The following is a 17,994-nucleotide window of genomic DNA, read 5'->3' as shown; positions in this document are numbered from 1 at the left end:
TCTGCCGATACGTTCACCCATCAGCGCGGCGCCCTTGCGGGACCCGCCGCGCCGGTCACCGCTGTCGCTCGAAAGGTTTCCGCATGCTCTCCGGGAACGGTCGTCACCGTCGCCCCCGCCAGGCTCCGGCACTCCTCGTCGCGGCCGGGGTGACCGGCTCCGCCATCGCCCTCCCGCTCCTCGGCGCGGTGAACGCCAGTGCGGCCGACGGCTCCACCTGGGACCAGGTGGCCGAGTGCGAGAGCGGCGGCTCCTGGAGCGCCGACAACGGCACCGGCTACTACGGCGGTCTCCAGATCTCGCTGGACGACTGGAGCGAGTACGGGGGCCTGGAGTACGCCGGCACCCCCGACCAGGCGAGCCGTTCGCAGCAGATCGCGGTCGCCGAGAAGATGCTCGCCGACCAGGGCACCAAGGCCTGGCGGACCTGCGCCCTGATCGCCGGGCTCTCGTCCGACGACGCCTCGGTGAACGTCGACACGGGCCTCGACAACTCGGGTGATTCATCCGGTTCCTCGGATTCGTCGGGCTCGTCGGACTCGTCCTCCGGGTTGTCGGACTCGTCCTCTTCTTCCGGTTCCGACTCCTCTTCGGGTGCCACGGACTCCGGGAGCGAGTCCGCCACCCCCTCGCCGAGTGCGAGCGCCGACAGTGACTCCAAGTCGGACGCCCCCGGCAAATCCACCAAGACGGACAAGTCGGAATCATCCGGCTCCGACACCTCGAAGGCGAGCGAGGGCTCGGCCGCTTCCGAAGCCGACGACTCGGACAATTCGTGGCAGACCGGAGGCTCTTGGAGTCTCGTCGACACGGGTGCCGTCGGCAGCGGCGGCAAGCACCGCGGCGGCTCGGCGGACGAAAGCGTGACAAAAGGTCAGAGTGCCACCTCCTCCGGCCGGCATGCCTCCCGTGACGGCGGCACCTACACCGTCCGCGACGGCGACACTCTCGCCTCCATCGCCGACTCCCTTGGCCTCGACGGCGGATGGCGCGCGCTCTACGACGCGAACAAGGCCGACATCGGTGCCGACCCGAACGCCATCGCTCCCGGTCAGACCCTGAAACTCGGCAGCGAATAGGGCGAAAGGCGGCGGGAGTTGGCGCCCCGCTTCGAGCCGAATGTCCGTTTTGGTGAAAGTGTGGGATGAGTCTCAGAAGCCCTGATCATCTTTGAAATTCACCGGATCGCCTGTTTACGGTCAAGGCCGCTCGTCACCACGAGCCCCGGCCGTCGCAACGCCGAGTCCTGCCAGCGGCCGTCCGGGAACAGTCGTCGCGTCATGCGCCGTAGGCAGGAGCGGGGGACCCAAGGTTAGTGCCGGGGCCGGTGGTTGAGACCGCCGATCCGGCTCGGGGTGAAGCCGCGCACCGACACACGGTGTGCGGCCGGGCAACTCAACCGGCCCGAACCCGACAGCTCACCTCGCAGGCGTCGGTGAGGGGATCGATCCATGCTGTTCTCCGGCAAGGGCAAGCACCGTCGTCCGTCCAAGGCCGTCCGCGCCATCGCTGTCGCCGGTGTCACCGGCGTCGCCGTCGCCGCCCCGCTGATGGCGGCCGGCAGCGCCTCCGCCGCCACCGCCTCCGAGTGGGACGCGGTCGCCCGGTGCGAGTCCGGCGGCAACTGGGCCATCAACACCGGCAACGGCTACTACGGCGGTCTCCAGTTCTCCGCCTCCACCTGGGCCGCGTACGGCGGCACGCAGTACGCCGCGCAGGCCAACCAGGCCACCAAGGCGCAGCAGATCACGATCGCCGAGAAGGTCCTCGCCGCGCAGGGCAAGGGTGCCTGGCCGGTCTGCGGCACGGGCCTGTCCGGTGCCGCCTACACCGGCAGCTCCTCCGCCGGCTCCTCGTCGAGCAGCAGCACCGGCACGAGCACCCGCTCGACCGACACCCAGGCCGCCTCCCGCTCCGCCGAGCGCCCGGCCGCCAAGAAGACCGTCACCACCCCGACCGGCAAGAAGGTCAAGAAGGGCGACGGCGAGTACAAGGTCGTCAAGGGCGACACCCTCAGCTCGATCGCCGAGAAGCACAAGGTCAAGGGCGGCTGGCAGGCGCTGTTCAAGCTGAACAAGGACATCGTCGACGATGCCGACTTCATCTACCCGGGCCAGCAGCTGCACCTGAAGTAGGGCGAAGCGCGGCACGGGCGGCCGCCGCGGGTATCGGCCGCAAGTACCGGCCGGAAGTATTAAGCGGCGCCCAGCTGAACCACAGCTCCCGCACAACCGTGGTCCCCATAGTGGAGACCACGTGAGGGTCACCCCCGTCCCCCACGGACCCCCGCTCCGGTGCGTTTTCCCCCGAACGCACCGGGGCGGGGTTTCTCTTTGCCGCCCTCCTGCTCTCCGGCCCCCCGTCCGGCGTCCGGCCCCCTTCTTGGCCCGCTCTTCTTCCGTTCTTCATCGGGACCCCCTTTGTTCCGCGCGTGAACAATGAGTACCGTCTGTGTGTCCACGGGCCGGTCGGTCGTGCCGGCCGACGGCCCTGGGACGGTTAGGCTCTAGTCGCAAGGCTGAGCAAGGGCCGCCAAGGCCCGCGTGCGCCCCGCACAACCAGCGTCACATCCCAAGAAGGAGATGCTCGTGCCGTCCATCGACGTCGTCGTAGCCCGGGAAATCCTGGACTCCCGAGGCAACCCCACGGTCGAGGTCGAGGTCGGCCTCGACGACGGCAGCACGGGTCGTGCCGCCGTCCCGTCCGGCGCCTCCACCGGTGCCTTCGAGGCCATCGAGCTCCGTGACGGCGACCCCAACCGCTACCTGGGCAAGGGTGTCGAGAAGGCCGTCCTCGCCGTCATCGAGCAGATCGGCCCGGAGCTGGTCGGCTACGACGCCACCGAGCAGCGCCTGATCGACCAGGCCATGTTCGACCTGGACGCCACCGACAACAAGGGCTCGCTCGGCGCCAACGCCATCCTCGGCGTCTCCCTGGCCGTCGCCCACGCCGCCTCCGAGGCGTCCGACCTGCCGCTGTTCCGCTACCTCGGTGGCCCGAACGCGCACCTGCTGCCCGTCCCGATGATGAACATCCTCAACGGCGGCTCGCACGCGGACTCCAACGTCGACATCCAGGAGTTCATGATCGCCCCGATCGGCGCGGAGTCCTTCTCCGAGGCGCTGCGCTGGGGTGCCGAGGTCTACCACACCCTCAAGAAGGTCCTGAAGTCGAAGGGCCTGGCCACCGGCCTCGGCGACGAGGGCGGCTTCGCCCCGAACCTGGAGTCCAACCGCGCCGCGCTCGACCTCATCCTCGAAGCGATCAAGCAGGCCGGGTACGTCCCCGGTGAGCAGATCGCGCTCGCGCTCGACGTCGCCGCGTCCGAGTTCTACAAGGACGGCAAGTACGAGTTCGAGGGCAAGTCCCGCTCGGCCGCCGAGATGACCGAGTACTACGAGGAGCTCGTCGCCTCCTACCCGCTGGTCTCCATCGAGGACCCGCTGTTCGAGGACGACTGGGCGGGCTGGAAGGTCCTCACCGACAAGCTCGGCGACAAGGTGCAGATCGTCGGCGACGACCTGTTCGTCACCAACCCGGAGCGCCTGGCCCGCGGCATCGAGGAGGGCACCGCCAACGCCCTGCTGGTGAAGGTGAACCAGATCGGTTCGCTGACCGAGACGCTGGACGCCGTCGAGCTGGCCCAGCGCAACGGCTTCAAGTGCATGATGTCGCACCGCTCCGGCGAGACCGAGGACGTCACCATCGCCGACCTCGCCGTCGCCACCAACTGCGGCCAGATCAAGACCGGCGCCCCGGCCCGCTCCGAGCGCGTCGCCAAGTACAACCAGCTGCTGCGCATCGAGGAGATCCTCGACGACGCGGCGGTGTACGCGGGCCGCAGCGCCTTCCCGCGCTTCAAGGGCTGAGCCGCACAGAGTCAAGGCTCAGCCAGTCGTACGTACGTCCCCGTACCCGGTCCCGTACCGTGTCCGGGGACGTACGCACGTGTCAGGGCGACCAGGGAGGCGGGGACATGGCCGTGAAGGACCGGGACCGGTTCTCCACCGCGACCAGGCTCAAGCTGCTCGGCGAGCAGACGGCGGCCCGGGTCTACCGTTCCCAGACCAGGCGCCAGGCCCGCCGCTCCCGGCTCACCGGCCGCGCGGCGCTGCTGGTGATCGTGCTGTGCACGATGGTCGTCGCGCTCGCCTATCCGATGCGGCAGTACGTCTCCCAGCGCGCCGAGATCTCCGACCTCGAACGGCAGCAGGAACAGGCCCGGCAGCGGGTCGAGCAGCTGCGGGACCTCAAGGCGCGGTGGCAGGACGACGCGTACGCCGAGCAGCAGATCCGGCTGCGGCTGCACTACGTGATGCCGGGGGAGACCGGGTTCGTCGTGATCGACCCCGGTGCCGCCAAGCAGGCGCACGCCTACCTCGGGGCGGCCGACCGGCCCTGGTACGCGAACGTCTGGGACGGCGTCGACAAGTCCGACGCGTCCGACCAGTGAACCGACAGAAAGCCACGCAGAACACAGTCATGGAAACGGCTCCTCCTTCCACCCCGCGTACCGAGCCCACCGACGCGGACGTCGAGGCCTTCAAGCAGCAGCTCGGGCGGCCGCCGCGCGGGCTGCGGGCGATCGCGCACCGGTGCCCGTGCGGGCAGCCGGACGTCGTGGAGACCGCGCCCAGGCTGCCGGACGGTACCCCCTTCCCCACGCTGTACTACCTGACGTGCCCGAAGGCCGCGTCCGCGATCGGCACGCTTGAGGCCAACGGCGTGATGAAGGAGATGACGGCGCGGCTGGAGAGCGATCCCGAGCTGGCGGCGGCGTACCGGGCGGCGCACGAGGACTACATCCGGCGCCGGGACGAGATCGAGGAGCTGACGGGCTTCCCGAGCGCCGGGGGCATGCCGGACCGGGTGAAGTGCCTGCACGTCCTGGTGGCCCACTCGCTGGCCGCCGGGCCCGGCGTGAACCCGCTCGGCGACGAGGCGATCGCGATGCTGCCGGAGTGGTGGGCCAAGGGCGCCTGCGTGGTCACCGGCGAGTGACGCCCGTCCCAGGGGGCTCCGCCCCCTGGACCCCCGGGACCTCCGCCCACCCACCACCCGACTCGGTCACCTGAAGAGGCGCCGCCCGGCTCGGTCGCTCCGACCGGCACCGCTCCGGCTCGGTCGCTCGAACGAATGCCGCCCTGACTCGGTCGCTCGGACCGGCGCCGCCCGGCTCGGTCGCTCCGACCGGCACCGCCCGGCTCGGTCGCTCGAACCGGCATCGCCCTGACTCGGTCGCTCGAACGAATGCCGCCCTGACTCGGCCGCTTGGTCAGTCGCCGCCCCGGCCCGCCCGGCCGAGAAGTAACCAACAGACAAGGAACCCACCGCCATGACCCGCGTCGCCGCCATCGATTGCGGAACCAACTCCATCCGGCTGCTCGTCGCCGACGCGGACCCGGAGACCGGGGAGCTCGTCGATCTGGACCGGCGGATGGTGATCGTGCGGCTGGGGCAGGGAGTCGACCGGACCGGGCGGCTGGCGCCGGAGGCGCTGGCGCGGACGTTCGCGGCCTGCCGGGAGTACGCCGCGGTCATCAAGGAGTACGGCGCCGAGCGGCTGCGGTTCGTGGCCACCTCCGCCTCCCGCGACGCCGAGAACCGGGACGAGTTCGTGCGCGGTGTGCTCGACATCCTCGGCGTCGAGCCGGAGGTGATCAGCGGCGACCAGGAGGCCGAGTTCTCCTTCACGGGGGCGACGAAGGAGCTGACGGGACGCGACGACCTCGCCAGGCCGTACCTCGTGGTGGACATCGGCGGCGGCTCGACCGAGTTCGTCGTCGGGGACGAGCACGTGCGGGCGGCCCGGTCCGTGGACGTCGGGTGCGTGCGGATGACCGAGCGGCACCTCGTGCACGAGGGGCACGTCAGCGACCCGCCCACCGAGGCCGAGACCGCCGCCATGCGCGCCGACATCGAGCGCGCCCTCGACCTCGCCGAGGAGACCGTGCCGCTGCGCGAGGCGCACACCCTGGTCGGTCTCGCCGGCTCGGTCACCACCCTCTCCGCGATCCACCAGGACCTGCCGGAGTACGACTCCGCCGCCATCCACCACTCCCGCATCCCCTACGCCCGGGTCCGGGAGATCACCGGGTGGCTGCTGCGGTCGACGCATGCCGAGCGGGCGGCGATCCCCTCCATGCACCCCGGGCGGGTCGACGTCATCGCGGCCGGTGCCCTCGTGCTCCAGTCGATCATGGAACGGGTGGGTGCCGAGGAGGTCGTGGTGAGCGAGCACGACATTCTGGACGGCATCGCCTGGTCGGTCGCCTGACCCGCAGATCGGCGTGATCGTTCCTCGGATGAGCATGCGAATCGACGGCTGAGCGCCCCGATCGGCTCACGACACGCCGTGCCACGACACCCCGTCGGAAAACTTCGTGAAGTTCTTCACAAGGAATTCGGTGCAGGTGAGGGGTCCGGTGGGGGCTCTTGGGCCGTTCGGGGGCTCAACGGGCCCGAGCGCATGCTCAGGAGAGCAGTCAGAGGGTGTTCCGGGAGGTGCTCGTGAGGGTGACATCGGGTGCCTTCACGATGCCCCCGGAAGCCTGGACGGGCAGCTCACGCGGCATTGACAACGGGTCGTATCGGAAGTGGGTTCCCGCCGATGACCATGACCTGCGTCACGTGGGCGGCGGAGTGTAGCACGACCCCTGTGGAAGCTTGTGAAGGGGCGCACGAGCGGCCCCCCTGAGGCGGGTGGATACTCGATGCCATGAGCACCACGGAGCGTCCCAGGATCCTCGTAGTAGGCGGTGGGTACGTAGGCCTGTACGCAGCTCGGCGCATCCTCAAGAAGATGCGCTACGGCGAGGCGACCGTCACGGTCGTCGACCCCCGGTCGTACATGACCTACCAGCCCTTCCTCCCCGAAGCCGCCGCCGGCAGCATCTCCCCTCGGCACGTCGTCGTCCCGCTGCGACGCGTGCTGCCGAAGGCGGAGGTCCTCACCGGCCGGGTCACCACCATCGACCAGGACCGCAAGGTCGCCACGATCGCGCCGCTCGTCGGCGAGGCGTACGAGCTGCCTTTCGACTACCTCGTCATCGCGCTCGGCGCGGTCTCCCGCACCTTCCCGATCCCCGGCCTCGCCGAGCAGGGCATCGGCATGAAGGGCATCGAGGAGTCCATCGGCCTGCGCAACCACGTCCTCGAGCAGCTGGACAAGGCCGACTCCACGACCGACGAGGAGATCCGCCGCAAGGCGCTCACCTTCGTCTTCATCGGCGGTGGCTTCGCGGGCGCGGAGACCATCGGCGAGGTCGAGGACATGGCCCGCGACGCGGCCAAGTACTACAAGAACGTGTCCCGTGAGGACATGCGGTTCGTTCTCGTCGACGCCGCCGACAAGATCCTTCCCGAGGTCGGCCCGAAGCTCGGCCTGTACGGCAAGGAGCACCTGGAGAGCCGCGGTGTGGAGATCTACCTCTCCACCTCGATGGACTCCTGCGTCGGCGGTCACGTGGTGCTGAAGAACGGCCTCGAGGTCGACTCCAACACGATCGTGTGGACGGCGGGCGTCAAGCCGAACCCGGCGCTGTCCCGCTTCGGCCTGCCGCTCGGTCCCCGCGGTCACGTCGACACCGCGCCGACCCTCCAGGTGCAGGGCACCGACTACATCTGGGCCGCGGGCGACAACGCCCAGGTGCCGGACGTCGCCGCCCGCAAGGCCGGTGTCGAGAACGCCTGGTGCCCGCCGAACGCGCAGCACGCGCTGCGGCAGGCCAAGGTCCTCGGCGACAACGTGGTCTCCGGCATGCGGGGCTTCCCGCAGAAGGAGTACAGCCACGCCAACAAGGGTGCGGTCGCCGGTCTGGGTCTGCACAAGGGCGTCGCGATGATCGTCCTGGGCAAGACGAAGATCAAGGTCAAGGGTCGTCTGGCCTGGTACATGCACCGCGGCTACCACGGTCTGGCCATGCCGACCTGGAACCGCAAGATCCGCATCTTCGCCGACTGGACGCTCGGCATGTTCCTCAAGCGCGAGGTCGTGTCCCTGGGTGCCATGGAGAACCCCCGCGAGGAGTTCTACGAGGCCGCGAAGCCGGCTCCGGTCGCCGCCCCGAAGGCCGAGGAGAAGGCCAAGGCCTCCTGACCCCGGTCACCGGTCGCTGAACCATCCGAAGGGCCTCCCGCCATCCGTGGTGCGGGAGGCCCTTCGGCGTTCCCGGGAGCCGGCGCGATTACATGGCGGCTACATCTGTTTTGCCCAGTCGTAACTCCTTTGCGGGACTGCGCTGCTGCCCTCACGGTGTTTACGTGGTAACCGGCATCCGGGATCGATGTCTTGGAGGTGTGCGCCATGGCCGACGCCGCGTCGCGGCTGAGGAGTGTTGCCGAGCAGGTGCTGGGAGCCCCGCTCCCGGTACGGCTGCGGGCCTGGGACGGATCGGAGGCCGGGCCGCCGGGCGCGCCGACGCTCGTCGTGCGCAACCGCCGGGCCCTGCGCCGCATGCTGTTCAAGCCGGGCGAACTGGGCCTGGCCCGCGCCTGGGTCGCCGGCGACCTGGACATCGAGGGCGACCTCTACGGCGCCCTCGCGGTGATGTCCGGGCTGATCTGGGAGCGCGGCGAGGACGGCCGTACCCTCGCCCAGGCGCTGCGCGACCCCGCCGTGCGGGCCGCCGTCCGGGAGCTGGTGAGGCTCGCCGGGCCGCCGCTGCCGCCCGCCCCGCCCCGCGAGGAGGCGCGCAGACGGGGTCACCTGCACACCCGCCGCAGCGACAGGCAGGCCATCAGCCACCACTACGACGTGGGGAACGACTTCTACGGGATCGTCCTCGGGCCGTCGATGGTGTACTCGTGCGCCTACTGGGGGGCCGCGGACCATGCGGACACCCTGGAGACCGCACAGCGCGACAAGCTCGAACTCGTCTGCGCCAAGCTCGGCCTGAGACCCGGTCAGCGGCTGCTCGACGTCGGCTGCGGCTGGGGCTCCATGGCGATCCACGCGGCCCGCGAGCACGGCGTCGGCGTCGTCGGGGTCACCCTCTCCCAGGAGCAGGCCGCGTTCGCCCGTAAACGGGTCGCCGACGAGGGTCTGACGGACCGGGTGGAGATCAGGGTCCAGGACTACCGGGACGTCAGGGACGGGCCGTACGACGCGATCTCGTCGATCGGGATGGCGGAGCACGTGGGGGCCGAACGGTACCTGGAGTACGCGCAGGAACTGCACGGGCTCCTCAAGCCCGGCGGGCGGCTGCTCAACCACCAGATCGCGCGGCGGCCGCAGCGCGACGAGTCGACGTACAACGTGGACGAGTTCATCGACGCCTACGTCTTCCCGGACGGCGAGCTGGCCCCGATCGGCACCACCGTCACCCAGCTGGAGCGGGCCGGGTTCGAGGTGCGGGACGTGGAGTCGATCCGCGAGCACTACGCCCGCACGCTGCGCCGCTGGGTGGCCAACCTGGAGGCCGAGTGGCCGCGGGCCATGCGGCTGACCAGCCCCGGCCGGGCCCGCGTCTGGCGGCTCTACATGGCCGCCTCCGCCCTCGCCTTCGAACACAACCGCATCGGCGTCAACCAGGTACTGGCCGTCCGGACCCCGGAGTCGGGCGCCTCCGGGCTGCCGCTGCGCACCCGTACCTGGAACAACTGACGGCACCCGAAAGGGGCCCCACGCCAGCCGCGGGGCCCCTTCGCCGCAGGCACTGCCGCCTGCTCCCTGCTGCCCGCTACTCGGCCTTGATCGCCGCCAGCACGTTCAGCTTCGCCGCGCGGCGGGCCGGCCACAGGGCCGCCAGGACGCCGACCGTGCCGGCCAGGAGCAGGAAGACCGCCATCCTGGCCCAGGGCAGCACCAGTTCGTACGTCGGCATCCGCGAGCCGACCAGCTGACCGGCCGCCCAGCCGAAGAACACGCCCAGGCCGAGGCCCAGCACCCCGCCGAACAGGGAGATGACCAGGGACTCCAGGCGGACCATCCGCTTGACCGCCTTGCGGTCCAGGCCGATCGCGCGGAGCATGCCGATCTCCTGGGAGCGTTCGAACACCGACATGGCCAGGGTGTTGATGACCCCGAGGACCGCGACGATCACCGCCATCGCGAGCAGGCCGTAGACCATGTTCAGGATCAGCGTGAACGCCTGTGCGATGGAGTTCGACAGGTCCTGCTTGTCCTGGACCTTGATCGCCGGGTTGGAGCCGAGCGCCTTCTCCAGCCGGTCCTTGGTCGCGCTCGACGCGCCGTCCGCCGTCTTGACCATGACCTGCATGTCGGCGGGGTCGGTCACGTGCGGGGTGAGGGTGGCGCTGTCGAGCATGATCCCGCGGATCACCTCGTTGCCCTGGTAGACCCCGGCGACCGTCAGCCGCTGCGCCTTCCCGTCCTCGTAGTGCACGGTGAAGCTCGAACCCGCCTTCCAGCCGTGCGACTTGGCGGTGTCGTCGTCCACGGCGACGTCCGGGCCGCCGACCTTGAACGAGCCGCTGTCCACCGTGAGGTCGGTGAGCTTCCCGATCGACGAGCCGTCGACGCCGGTCAGGAACTCGGTCTCGCCGTCGATCCGGGAGACCGAGTTGCCGAGCGGGCTGGAGGCGGTCACACCGTCGGTCGCCGCGACCTTCTTCGCCACGTCGGGGGAGAGCGCGTTGCCGTTGGCCATCGAGACGATGTAGTCCGCGCGGATCGCCGAGCTCGCCATCCTGTCGATGGACTTCTGCAGGCTGCCCGCCATCACCGTCATGCCGGTGATCAGGGTCAGGCCGATCATCAGCGCGGAGGCGGTGGCGGCGGTACGGCGCGGGTTGCGCACCGAGTTCTGGCGGGCGAGCTTGCCGGAGACGCCGAACCCGCGCAGCAGCGGGGCCGCGGCCGCGATCAGCGGACGGGACAGCAGCGGGGTCAGGACGAAGACGCCGATGATGAGCAGGACCGCGCCGAGGCCCATCGGGGCCTGGCCGTCGCTGCCGCTCATCGTGGTCGCCGCCAGGATCACCACCACGCCCGCCGCCGAGAACAGCGCGCCGATCGTGTTGCGCAGCACCAGCGACTTGGTGGTCGGGGCGGCGTGCAGGGCGCTCATCGCGGCCACCGGCGGGATCTTCGCGGCGCGGCGGCCGGGCAGCCAGGCGGCCAGCATGGTGATGACGACGCCGACCGCGAGGGCGGCGGCCACCGTGCCCGGGGTGACGACCAGCGGGCCGTCCGGGACGGTCGCGCCGAACGAGCCGAGCAGCGAGCGCAGTCCGGCGCCGATGCCGATACCGGCGACCAGACCGGTCACGCCGGCCACCGCGCCGACCACGAACGCCTCGATCAGCACCGAGCGGGTGACCTGGCGGCGGGAGGCGCCCACCGCGCGCAGCAGCGCCAGCTCCTTGGTGCGCTGGGCGACCAGCATGGTGAAGGTGTTGGCGATGATGAACGTGCCGACGAACAGCGCGATGCCGGCGAAGACCAGCAGGCCCGAGCGCAGGCCGCTCATGCTCGCGGAGATGGCCTTCGCCTGGTCGTCGGCGAGCTTCTGGCCGGTGGTGGTCTCCACGAGCTTCTTCGGCAGGGCCCGGTCCAGCTGGGACTTGAGGGCGGCCTGCCCGGTGCCCGGCTTCGCGGTCACGTCGATCTCGTCGTACGCGCCCTTCTTGCCGAACAGCTGCTGCGCGGTCGCCGTGTCGAACAGGGCGAGGCTGCCGCCGGCCGCGACGTTGCCGTCGTCGGTGGTGAAGATGCCGGCGACGGTGGGGGTGAGGACCGGGCCGTTCACCGAGATGCGCACGGTGTCGCCGACCTTGTAGCCGGCCCGTCCGGCGGTCCTGGCGTCGATCAGCACCTCGTTCGCGCCGCTCGGCGCGTGACCGCTGGTCAGCGGGTAACGGGAGTCCTTGGTGCCCCAGTAGTTGCCGCCCTCGGACTGCCAGCCGCCGCCGATCAGCTTGCCGTCCTTGTCGGCGATCGCGGTGAAGCCGGAGACGACGCCGGTGGCGGAGGCGGCCCCGGGGACCTTCGCCGCCTTGTCGAGCAGGGCCTGGGTGAGGTCGGGCGTCTTCCCGACCTTGTCGCCCTCGGAGTCCTGGTGCCTGGCCTGGACGGCCACGTCGACGCCCTCGAAGCCCTTGGCGGAGCTGTTCTGGTAGGCGTCCGAGATGGTGTTCGTGAAGACCAGGGTGCCGGAGACGAACGCGACGCCGAGCATGACGGCGAGCACGGTCATCAGCAGCCGGGCCTTGTGCGCGAGGACGTTGCGCAGCGCGGTGCGGAACATCAGCTGGTACGGCCCTTCGCGTCGAACTGCTTCATGAAGTCGAGGACGCCCTCGGCCGTCGGCCGGTACATCTCGTCGACGATCCGGCCGTCGGCGAGGAAGACCACGCGGTCGGCGTACGAGGCCGCCACCGGGTCGTGGGTGACCATGACGACGGTCTGGCCCAGCTCCCGCACCGAGTTGCGCAGGAAGCCCAGCACCTCGGCGCCGGAGCGGGAGTCGAGGTTCCCGGTCGGCTCGTCGCCGAAGATGATCTCCGGCCGGGAGGCGAGGGCGCGGGCCACGGCGACGCGCTGCTGCTGGCCGCCGGAGAGCTGCGAGGGGCGGTGGCCGAGCCGGTCCCGCAGACCGACCATCCGGATTACGTCGTCCAGCCACTGCTTGTCCGGTTTCCGACCCGCGATGTCCATCGGGAGGGTGATGTTCTCCAGCGCGGTCAGCGTCGGCAGCAGGTTGAACGCCTGGAAGATGAACCCGATCTTGTCCCGGCGCAACTTGGTGAGCTGCTTGTCCTTCAGGGAGCCCAGCTCGGTGTCGCCGATCCGCACGGAACCGGAGGAGAAGGTGTCGAGGCCGGCCACGCAGTGCATCAGCGTGGACTTGCCGGAGCCGGACGGCCCCATGATCGCGGTGAACTCGGCCTGCCGGAACTCGACGGTGACCCGGTCCAGGGCGACCACCTGGGTCTCGCCCTGGCCGTAGATCTTCGAGAGGTCCGTGGCACGTGCGGCCACGGAAGTGGTCCGCCGGTCGGCTGGGGGCACCCCCGGCCGAAGGCTGGGGGAGGGTGTGGTGGACACGGAAGGGCGCTCCTGTCGGGACGACGGCGTTCATGGGGACCGCACCATCGTCTCGGCCGAACCGGCCCGTGTAGTCAGCCGCAGTTCCGGTTCCGGGGGCCGACTCGGGTCGGACCGCGGGGGTGCCGAGTCATACCTGGGGATGACGGCCGACCCCGAGGCCGGCGATCCGGAATCACAGACTCCCGATCGTCGAGAACAGGTGGAGCCCCCTTGTTCGGACGGTGAAATTCCGTCATTCCGCGTACGCGGTCACCCACCGCGCGTAACGCTATTGGCAAGTGCGGATGGCTCGTTCCAGGTGCTGATGCTCCCTCAGACGTCAATAAAATAAGACAACATCGGGTCGCCCGTCCGCTGTTCGGGGGACGCCTCCCGATAGGGTCGGAGCCTCGTAGCGGAGCCCATGGCCTGCCCGGATGGTGGAATGCAGACACGGCGAGCTTAAACCTCGCTGCCCCTCGCGGGCGTACCGGTTCAAGTCCGGTTCCGGGCACTTCCCGCACCTCTCGTGGGTGGCGTCAACTCACCCTCGGCGCCGGTTCACCCGCGGCGCCGGTTCACCCCTCGTAGACGGTCAGGACGGCGCCGTCGACCTCGATGCGGCGGCCCGCGCGCATGCCGTTGCTGCGCAGGGTGCGCAGGCACTCCTCGAAGAGGGCGAGTTCGCCCGGGTCCAGGATGGCCGCGGCCAGGTCCAGGAGTTCGGTGACCGAGGTGTCGGTCAGCACCTCGGGCAGTTCCCCGGACAGCAGGACGACGGACTCGCCGTCGGGTTTGCGGACCACGGCCGTCGCCGGTCCGCCGTGCACGAACAACACATGTCCCCCTGAGAGCCCGTGGTCGTGCGGCTCTCGCGTTTCCCGGGCAGTGAGGCAGAGACTAGCGGCGGATCTTGCCGCTTTCGTGCGGAGTTGGATTCTTTTTCCGACTTGGTGAAAGTGCGCCCGGGGGCGGTCCGGGGGCGGTCGGAAGGCGGTCGGGGGGCGCTCACTTCTCCCGGGGGGCGCGGTCCAGCAGCGACTCGACGAGCGCGGTGACGTGCCGGCGGTCGTCGGCCGACAGTTTCTGGACGCTGGCGATGAGCAGCGCGACCTCGGGGTCGGCGGGGCCGGCGGCGCCGCTCGGGTCCGCGGCCGGCGAGGTGTCGTACACGTGGATCCCGCAGGCCTCGGCGGCGGCGCGGCGCACCGCCTCCAGCGGGAGCTCCAGCCCCTTGGCCAGGCCCTCCAGGGTGCTCGCCTGCGGCATGCGGACCACGCGGTCGGTGGTGGCCAGGTGGTGCACGGTGGAGCGGGGGATGCCGCCGCGCCGTGCCACGTCGCCGTAGGACCAGCCCTTGCGGTCGAGGTGCTCACGGATCAACTGCTGCAGTGCGTTGGCCACTGACCGTCACTTCCTGCTCGCCGCCTGCGGGGTCCTGCCATGTCGCGGCCGATTCTACGGGCGGGTAGGCGATCGGCCGAGAGGGTGATTTCCCGAAGGGGTTGCGCGGTGGGTTCCCGAGCCCGTAGTGTCCAATCTCGTTGGACAGCACGTCCGACCAGATTGGACAGAGTCCGGGGGGAACCTGACTCGATCCGATCGGAAATGTCTATCCCTGAGGGGGAAAAGATCATGATGGACGCCCATGAGCTTGAGGCCGAGTCCGCGGAGCTGCTGCCGGGCCGTGAGGCCCTGGGCCGGCTGAAGTTCGGCTTCGGCAAGACGGTCAACGTCACCAAGCACGTCGCGAACATCAGCGCCCACAACGAGTCCGCCGCGCTGAACGACCACTCGTCGTGGTCGGTGGCCGACTCCGGCGCCGGTCAGACCATCAGCGTCACCCAGTAACACCGCCCTGGCGCACGGCGCCGGCACCGAGACCGACCTCGACCTCACCGCACACGAAACGAAGGGACATCCGTCATGAGCATGGACATGAACGAGCTGGAGAACGAGTCCGCCGAGCTGCTGCCGGGCCGTGAGGCCCTCGGCCGCCTGAAGTTCAGCTTCGGCAAGACGGTCAACGTCACCAAGCACATCGCGAACATCGACGCGTCCAACCAGTCCGCCGCGCTGAACGACCACTCGGCGTGGTCGTCCGCCGAGTCGCAGGCCGTTCAGTCGATCAGCGTCACCCAGTAGTCCCCAGGAGCGCCACCGCCGTCGCCCCGGCGGTGGCGCTCCCGGCAGTTCGGGGGGAACACCACGGGGATCCGGGGGGAGACCACACATGACGGTGCTCGGGGACGGAGCCGCCGCACTCTACGACACGGGCCCGGTGCCCGGACCCGGCGGCTGGCCGGTGACCTACGAGCAGGTGGCGACGGGCAACCTGCCGGTGGTCGACCCGCCGTCGCCGGTGCCGAGGCTCAGCGCGGGGCTGCGGCTGCACGGTGAGTACCAGGGGTCGGGATTCACCGAGCCCAAGTACATCGCCCGTCGGGGGGACGGGCAGGTCGTGCAGCTGTCCAGGCTGCTGTACCTGGTGGCGTCGTCGGTCGACGGCGTCCGCGATGCCGAGGCCATCGCCCACCGGGTCAGCGCCCGCTTCGGACGCGAGGTCAGCGGCGAGAACATCCGCTACCTCGTCGAGAAGAAGCTGGAACCGCTGGGTGTGACGGTCCCGGAGGGCCAGGAGGACGACGAGGTCGACGCCCCGCGCTCCGACCTGCTGCTCGCCCTCAAGGGCCACCGGGTGATCTTCAACGAGAAGCGGACGGCGAAGATCGCGCGTTCGCTGGCGTGGCTGCACCGGCCGGCCGTGGTCGCGCTGGTGCTCGGCTCGGCCGTCGCCATGGACGTCTGGCTGTTCGGGTTCTTCGGGGCGATCGAGCCCGTCCTGGAGGTGCTCGACCAGCCGGTCCTGATCCTCGTCGTCTTCGTGCTCACCGTGGCCTCCCTCGTCTTCCACGAGTTCGGACACGCCTCCGCGTGCAGATACGGAGGAGCCCGGCCCGGCTGCATCGGGTGCGGGCTCTTCCTCATCTGGCCCTCGATGTACACCGACGTCACCGACGTCTACCGGATCGGGCGGGCCGGACGGCTCCGCACCGACCTGGGCGGCGTCTACTTCAACGTCGTCTTCATGCTGGCCATGGCCGGCGCCTACTTCGCCACCGGGGCCCAGTTCTTCCTGGCCACGGTGTATCTCGGGCACTTCGAGATCATGGAACAGCTGATGCCGGCCGTACGGCTGGACGGCTACTACATCCTCGGCGACCTGGCCGGGGTCCCGGACCTGTACGGCAAGATCAAGCCGATCCTGCTGGGCCTGGTGCCGGGGCCGAGGGGGGACCGGGCCCGCCAGGAGGTCGCCGGGCTGAAGAAGTCGGCGCGGGCCATCGTCGCCACCTGGGTGCTGACGATGGTCCCGCTGATCATCGGCGAACTCGGGTACGCGCTGTGGAACCTGCCGCGCATCCTCACCACGATGACCCGCTCGCTGACCGAGCAACTCCTCGGCACCGGCGGCGCGTTCGTGCACGGCCAGGTGGTCGAGGGGCTGGTCGGGACGATCGGCTGCGTGATGCTGCTGTGCCCGATGGCCGGTGTCGTCTACCTGTCCGTGAAGATCGGCGGCCGGATCTTCCGGGCCGCGCAGCGCTCCACGGCGGGCCGGCCGAAGCTCCGGCTGGCGATCTGCGCCCTCGCCCTCGCCGGGCTCACCGGACTCAGCTACGCCTGGATGTCCGGGGTGACCCCGAAGCCGCTGCCCAAGCAGCCGCCGATCGCGCCGATCCTCCAGCCGGGGGTGCCGACCACGGAACCGCCGCCGGCCCGGCAGGCCTCGACCCCGGACCGGCCCGAGGACTCCGGGCCCCCGTCGGACGCGGTGTCCGGCGCTCCGGCCGGCCCGGCCGGCGCGAGCGCCGGGCCCTCGGCCGGGCAGACGTCGCGCGGCGCGTCCCCCTCGGCGTCGCCCTCCGCCTCGGTGCCGGGCGGCTCCGGGCCGGGCGGTCCCACCAAGTCGCAGGCGCCGGCCAGCGGGGGACCGGTCACCGAACCGGTGTCCTCGCCGCCGGAGAGCGTGCCGGCGTCCCCGACGCCCACTCCGTCGGAGAGCGTCCCGGTGTCCCCGACCCCCAGCCCGTCCCCGCCGCCGGCCAGCGACTCGCCGAGCCCGGCCCCGGCCACGTCCTGACGGGCGGCACCCAACCACTTACCGCAGCAGCACCGGAGCACAGGAGCACTCCATGAGCAGTCACCGAAAGCAACGCACCACTCCAGGTCCGCTCACCCGACGGGCCGTCCGGATCGGCCTGTTCGCCGCCGGGGTCGCCGGGGCGGCCACCGCCGTACCCGCACAGGCGGCCACCGCCGCGCCGCGCGCCGCGGTCGTCTCCGACCACGTCTTCAGCCACGCCGACCGCGGGCACCACACCCAGGCCAGGGACTCCTTCACGGTCCGCCAGTTCGGCACGGTGAACGCCGCCGGCGTGCGCAACCAGGCCAACGCGGTCTCGGCCGGCTGCTCGGCGGACGACCACTGCCGCTCGGTGGCCCTCTCCTTCCAGATCGTCACGATCGCCGGGGAGCACACCCACCTGAACGCCGTGAACCTCAGCGACGCCGCCAACAAGGAGTGCACGGGCTGCCAGACCCTCGCCGGGGCCTACCAGTTCGTGGTCTCCACGCCGACCGCGCTGCGCTTCGACAAGGCCACCCAGGACCGGCTCGCCGACATCCACCGCCGGCTCGACGCGCTGACCCGCTCCACCCTGCCCGCCGACGAACTGCGCTCGAAGGCCGACGGGCTCGCCGCCGAGGTCACCGGCGTCCTGCACGACGCCGTCGCGAACGCCCCGAAGGGCGACCCGCAGAAGGACGTCACCCTCCACCGCCACCTGGACGGCTGGCCGGGCCGCTGACCCGTCCCGCCTCCCGTACACCGGCCGCGGGGGGCGCGGGCGCCCGACGCGGGCGCGGCGGCCGGCCGCGGGCCCAGACCCCCCCCCCCTGACAGGGGGGGACCCCCCCCCGCGACAAGCGGGCGGGAAGAT

Annotated in this window: 16 protein-coding genes, 1 tRNA gene and 1 riboswitch; of the genes, 13 read left to right on the top strand and 4 right to left on the bottom strand. The window is 70.7% G+C overall.

Features of this window, described 5'->3' with window-relative positions; translation table 11 throughout:
• The first annotated feature begins 83 nt into the window (after nucleotides 1–83).
• From ACFZB3_RS16990 to ACFZB3_RS16955, 8 genes are all read left to right on the top strand, one after another.
• Nucleotides 84–1,079 (top strand): transglycosylase family protein, encoded by a 996-nt coding sequence (locus ACFZB3_RS16990; protein WP_391376091.1) that lies wholly within the window; start codon nucleotides 84–86, stop codon nucleotides 1,077–1,079.
• Between the two features lie 194 nt (nucleotides 1,080–1,273).
• A riboswitch (cyclic di-AMP (ydaO/yuaA leader) is annotated at nucleotides 1,274–1,447 on the top strand.
• Between the two features lie 4 nt (nucleotides 1,448–1,451).
• A complete protein-coding gene (locus ACFZB3_RS16985; RefSeq protein WP_391376088.1) occupies nucleotides 1,452–2,135 on the top strand; it encodes a transglycosylase family protein in 684 nt (227 codons plus the stop codon).
• A 447-nt stretch (nucleotides 2,136–2,582) separates the two neighbouring features.
• Nucleotides 2,583–3,869, top strand: coding sequence for a phosphopyruvate hydratase (eno, locus tag ACFZB3_RS16980; RefSeq protein WP_362596246.1), 1,287 nt, complete (start codon nucleotides 2,583–2,585; stop codon nucleotides 3,867–3,869).
• A 107-nt stretch (nucleotides 3,870–3,976) separates the two neighbouring features.
• Nucleotides 3,977–4,453: a septum formation initiator family protein gene (locus ACFZB3_RS16975; protein ID WP_391376084.1), complete on the top strand. Its 477-nt coding sequence runs from the start codon at nucleotides 3,977–3,979 to the stop codon at nucleotides 4,451–4,453.
• A 29-nt stretch (nucleotides 4,454–4,482) separates the two neighbouring features.
• Nucleotides 4,483–5,001: a DUF501 domain-containing protein gene (locus ACFZB3_RS16970; RefSeq protein WP_181803871.1), complete on the top strand. Its 519-nt coding sequence runs from the start codon at nucleotides 4,483–4,485 to the stop codon at nucleotides 4,999–5,001.
• 334 nt (nucleotides 5,002–5,335) lie between these two features.
• On the top strand, nucleotides 5,336–6,277 hold the full coding sequence (locus tag ACFZB3_RS16965) for an exopolyphosphatase (protein WP_391376081.1): 942 nt from the start codon (nucleotides 5,336–5,338) through the stop codon (nucleotides 6,275–6,277).
• A gap of 441 nt (nucleotides 6,278–6,718) precedes the next feature.
• A complete protein-coding gene (locus ACFZB3_RS16960; RefSeq protein ID WP_391376078.1) occupies nucleotides 6,719–8,098 on the top strand; it encodes an FAD-dependent oxidoreductase in 1,380 nt (459 codons plus the stop codon).
• A 207-nt stretch (nucleotides 8,099–8,305) separates the two neighbouring features.
• Nucleotides 8,306–9,604, top strand: a complete 1,299-nt coding sequence (locus ACFZB3_RS16955) for a class I SAM-dependent methyltransferase (RefSeq protein WP_391376075.1) — start codon at nucleotides 8,306–8,308, stop codon at nucleotides 9,602–9,604.
• A 76-nt stretch (nucleotides 9,605–9,680) separates the two neighbouring features.
• Here ACFZB3_RS16955 and ACFZB3_RS16950 read toward each other — a convergent pair whose 3' ends face one another.
• Together ACFZB3_RS16950 and ACFZB3_RS16945 are read right to left on the bottom strand one after the other, a co-directional pair.
• Nucleotides 9,681–12,209, bottom strand: coding sequence for an FtsX-like permease family protein (locus ACFZB3_RS16950; RefSeq protein WP_391376072.1), 2,529 nt, complete (start codon nucleotides 12,207–12,209; stop codon nucleotides 9,681–9,683).
• Complete coding sequence (locus ACFZB3_RS16945; RefSeq protein ID WP_391376929.1) at nucleotides 12,209–12,973, bottom strand: ATP-binding cassette domain-containing protein; 765 nt, start codon at nucleotides 12,971–12,973, stop codon at nucleotides 12,209–12,211. The genes ACFZB3_RS16950 and ACFZB3_RS16945 overlap by 1 nt, the downstream gene beginning before the upstream one ends.
• A 449-nt stretch (nucleotides 12,974–13,422) precedes the next feature.
• On the opposite strand from ACFZB3_RS16945, the gene ACFZB3_RS16940 reads away from it, so the two are divergent.
• Nucleotides 13,423–13,505 (top strand) — tRNA-Leu (locus ACFZB3_RS16940).
• 64 nt (nucleotides 13,506–13,569) lie between these two features.
• Here the strand turns inward: ACFZB3_RS16940 and ACFZB3_RS16935 are convergent.
• Together ACFZB3_RS16935 and ACFZB3_RS16930 are read right to left on the bottom strand one after the other, a co-directional pair.
• A complete protein-coding gene (locus tag ACFZB3_RS16935; protein WP_391376069.1) occupies nucleotides 13,570–13,830 on the bottom strand; it encodes a hypothetical protein in 261 nt (86 codons plus the stop codon).
• A gap of 169 nt (nucleotides 13,831–13,999) precedes the next feature.
• Nucleotides 14,000–14,395 (bottom strand): helix-turn-helix domain-containing protein, encoded by a 396-nt coding sequence (locus ACFZB3_RS16930; protein ID WP_391376066.1) that lies wholly within the window; start codon nucleotides 14,393–14,395, stop codon nucleotides 14,000–14,002.
• Between the two features lie 231 nt (nucleotides 14,396–14,626).
• Between ACFZB3_RS16930 and ACFZB3_RS16925 the strand changes: the two genes are divergently transcribed.
• The 4 genes from ACFZB3_RS16925 to ACFZB3_RS16910 all read left to right on the top strand — a co-directional run bounded on the left by ACFZB3_RS16925 (nucleotide 14,627) and on the right by ACFZB3_RS16910 (nucleotide 17,862).
• Nucleotides 14,627–14,842, top strand: coding sequence for a hypothetical protein (locus tag ACFZB3_RS16925; protein ID WP_150134605.1), 216 nt, complete (start codon nucleotides 14,627–14,629; stop codon nucleotides 14,840–14,842).
• A 75-nt stretch (nucleotides 14,843–14,917) separates the two neighbouring features.
• A complete protein-coding gene (locus ACFZB3_RS16920; protein ID WP_391376063.1) occupies nucleotides 14,918–15,136 on the top strand; it encodes a hypothetical protein in 219 nt (72 codons plus the stop codon).
• Between the two features lie 88 nt (nucleotides 15,137–15,224).
• A complete protein-coding gene (locus ACFZB3_RS16915) occupies nucleotides 15,225–17,135 on the top strand; it encodes a hypothetical protein (RefSeq protein ID WP_391376060.1) in 1,911 nt (636 codons plus the stop codon).
• 52 nt (nucleotides 17,136–17,187) lie between these two features.
• On the top strand, nucleotides 17,188–17,862 hold the full coding sequence (locus ACFZB3_RS16910; protein WP_391376057.1) for a hypothetical protein: 675 nt from the start codon (nucleotides 17,188–17,190) through the stop codon (nucleotides 17,860–17,862).
• Nucleotides 17,863–17,994 lie beyond the last annotated feature (132 nt).

The sequence above is a fragment of the Streptomyces sp. NPDC008092 genome (assembly GCF_042957285.1).
Lineage (GTDB): Bacteria > Actinomycetota > Actinomycetes > Streptomycetales > Streptomycetaceae > Streptomyces.
The sequence above is the reverse complement of the archived record's forward strand: the minus strand, read 5'-3'. Positions and strand labels throughout refer to the sequence as shown.

Bases quoted from the DNA above. Each gene is read 5' to 3' on its own strand.
- ACFZB3_RS16960 (WP_391376078.1), top strand. From the start codon at position 6,719: ATGAGCACCACGGAGCGTCCCAGGATCCTCGTAGTAGGCGGTGGGTAC.
- ACFZB3_RS16915 (WP_391376060.1), top strand. From the start codon at position 15,225: ATGACGGTGCTCGGGGACGGAGCCGCCGCACTCTACGACACGGGCCCG.
- ACFZB3_RS16950 (WP_391376072.1), bottom strand. From the start codon at position 12,209: ATGTTCCGCACCGCGCTGCGCAACGTCCTCGCGCACAAGGCCCGGCTG.
- ACFZB3_RS16955 (WP_391376075.1), top strand. From the start codon at position 8,306: ATGGCCGACGCCGCGTCGCGGCTGAGGAGTGTTGCCGAGCAGGTGCTG.
- ACFZB3_RS16975 (WP_391376084.1), top strand. From the start codon at position 3,977: ATGGCCGTGAAGGACCGGGACCGGTTCTCCACCGCGACCAGGCTCAAG.
- ACFZB3_RS16990 (WP_391376091.1), top strand. From the start codon at position 84: ATGCTCTCCGGGAACGGTCGTCACCGTCGCCCCCGCCAGGCTCCGGCA.
- ACFZB3_RS16985 (WP_391376088.1), top strand. From the start codon at position 1,452: ATGCTGTTCTCCGGCAAGGGCAAGCACCGTCGTCCGTCCAAGGCCGTC.
- ACFZB3_RS16910 (WP_391376057.1), top strand. From the start codon at position 17,188: ATGAGCAGTCACCGAAAGCAACGCACCACTCCAGGTCCGCTCACCCGA.
- ACFZB3_RS16970 (WP_181803871.1), top strand. From the start codon at position 4,483: ATGGAAACGGCTCCTCCTTCCACCCCGCGTACCGAGCCCACCGACGCG.
- ACFZB3_RS16920 (WP_391376063.1), top strand. From the start codon at position 14,918: ATGAGCATGGACATGAACGAGCTGGAGAACGAGTCCGCCGAGCTGCTG.
- ACFZB3_RS16925 (WP_150134605.1), top strand. From the start codon at position 14,627: ATGATGGACGCCCATGAGCTTGAGGCCGAGTCCGCGGAGCTGCTGCCG.
- eno (WP_362596246.1), top strand. From the start codon at position 2,583: ATGCTCGTGCCGTCCATCGACGTCGTCGTAGCCCGGGAAATCCTGGAC.
- ACFZB3_RS16965 (WP_391376081.1), top strand. From the start codon at position 5,336: ATGACCCGCGTCGCCGCCATCGATTGCGGAACCAACTCCATCCGGCTG.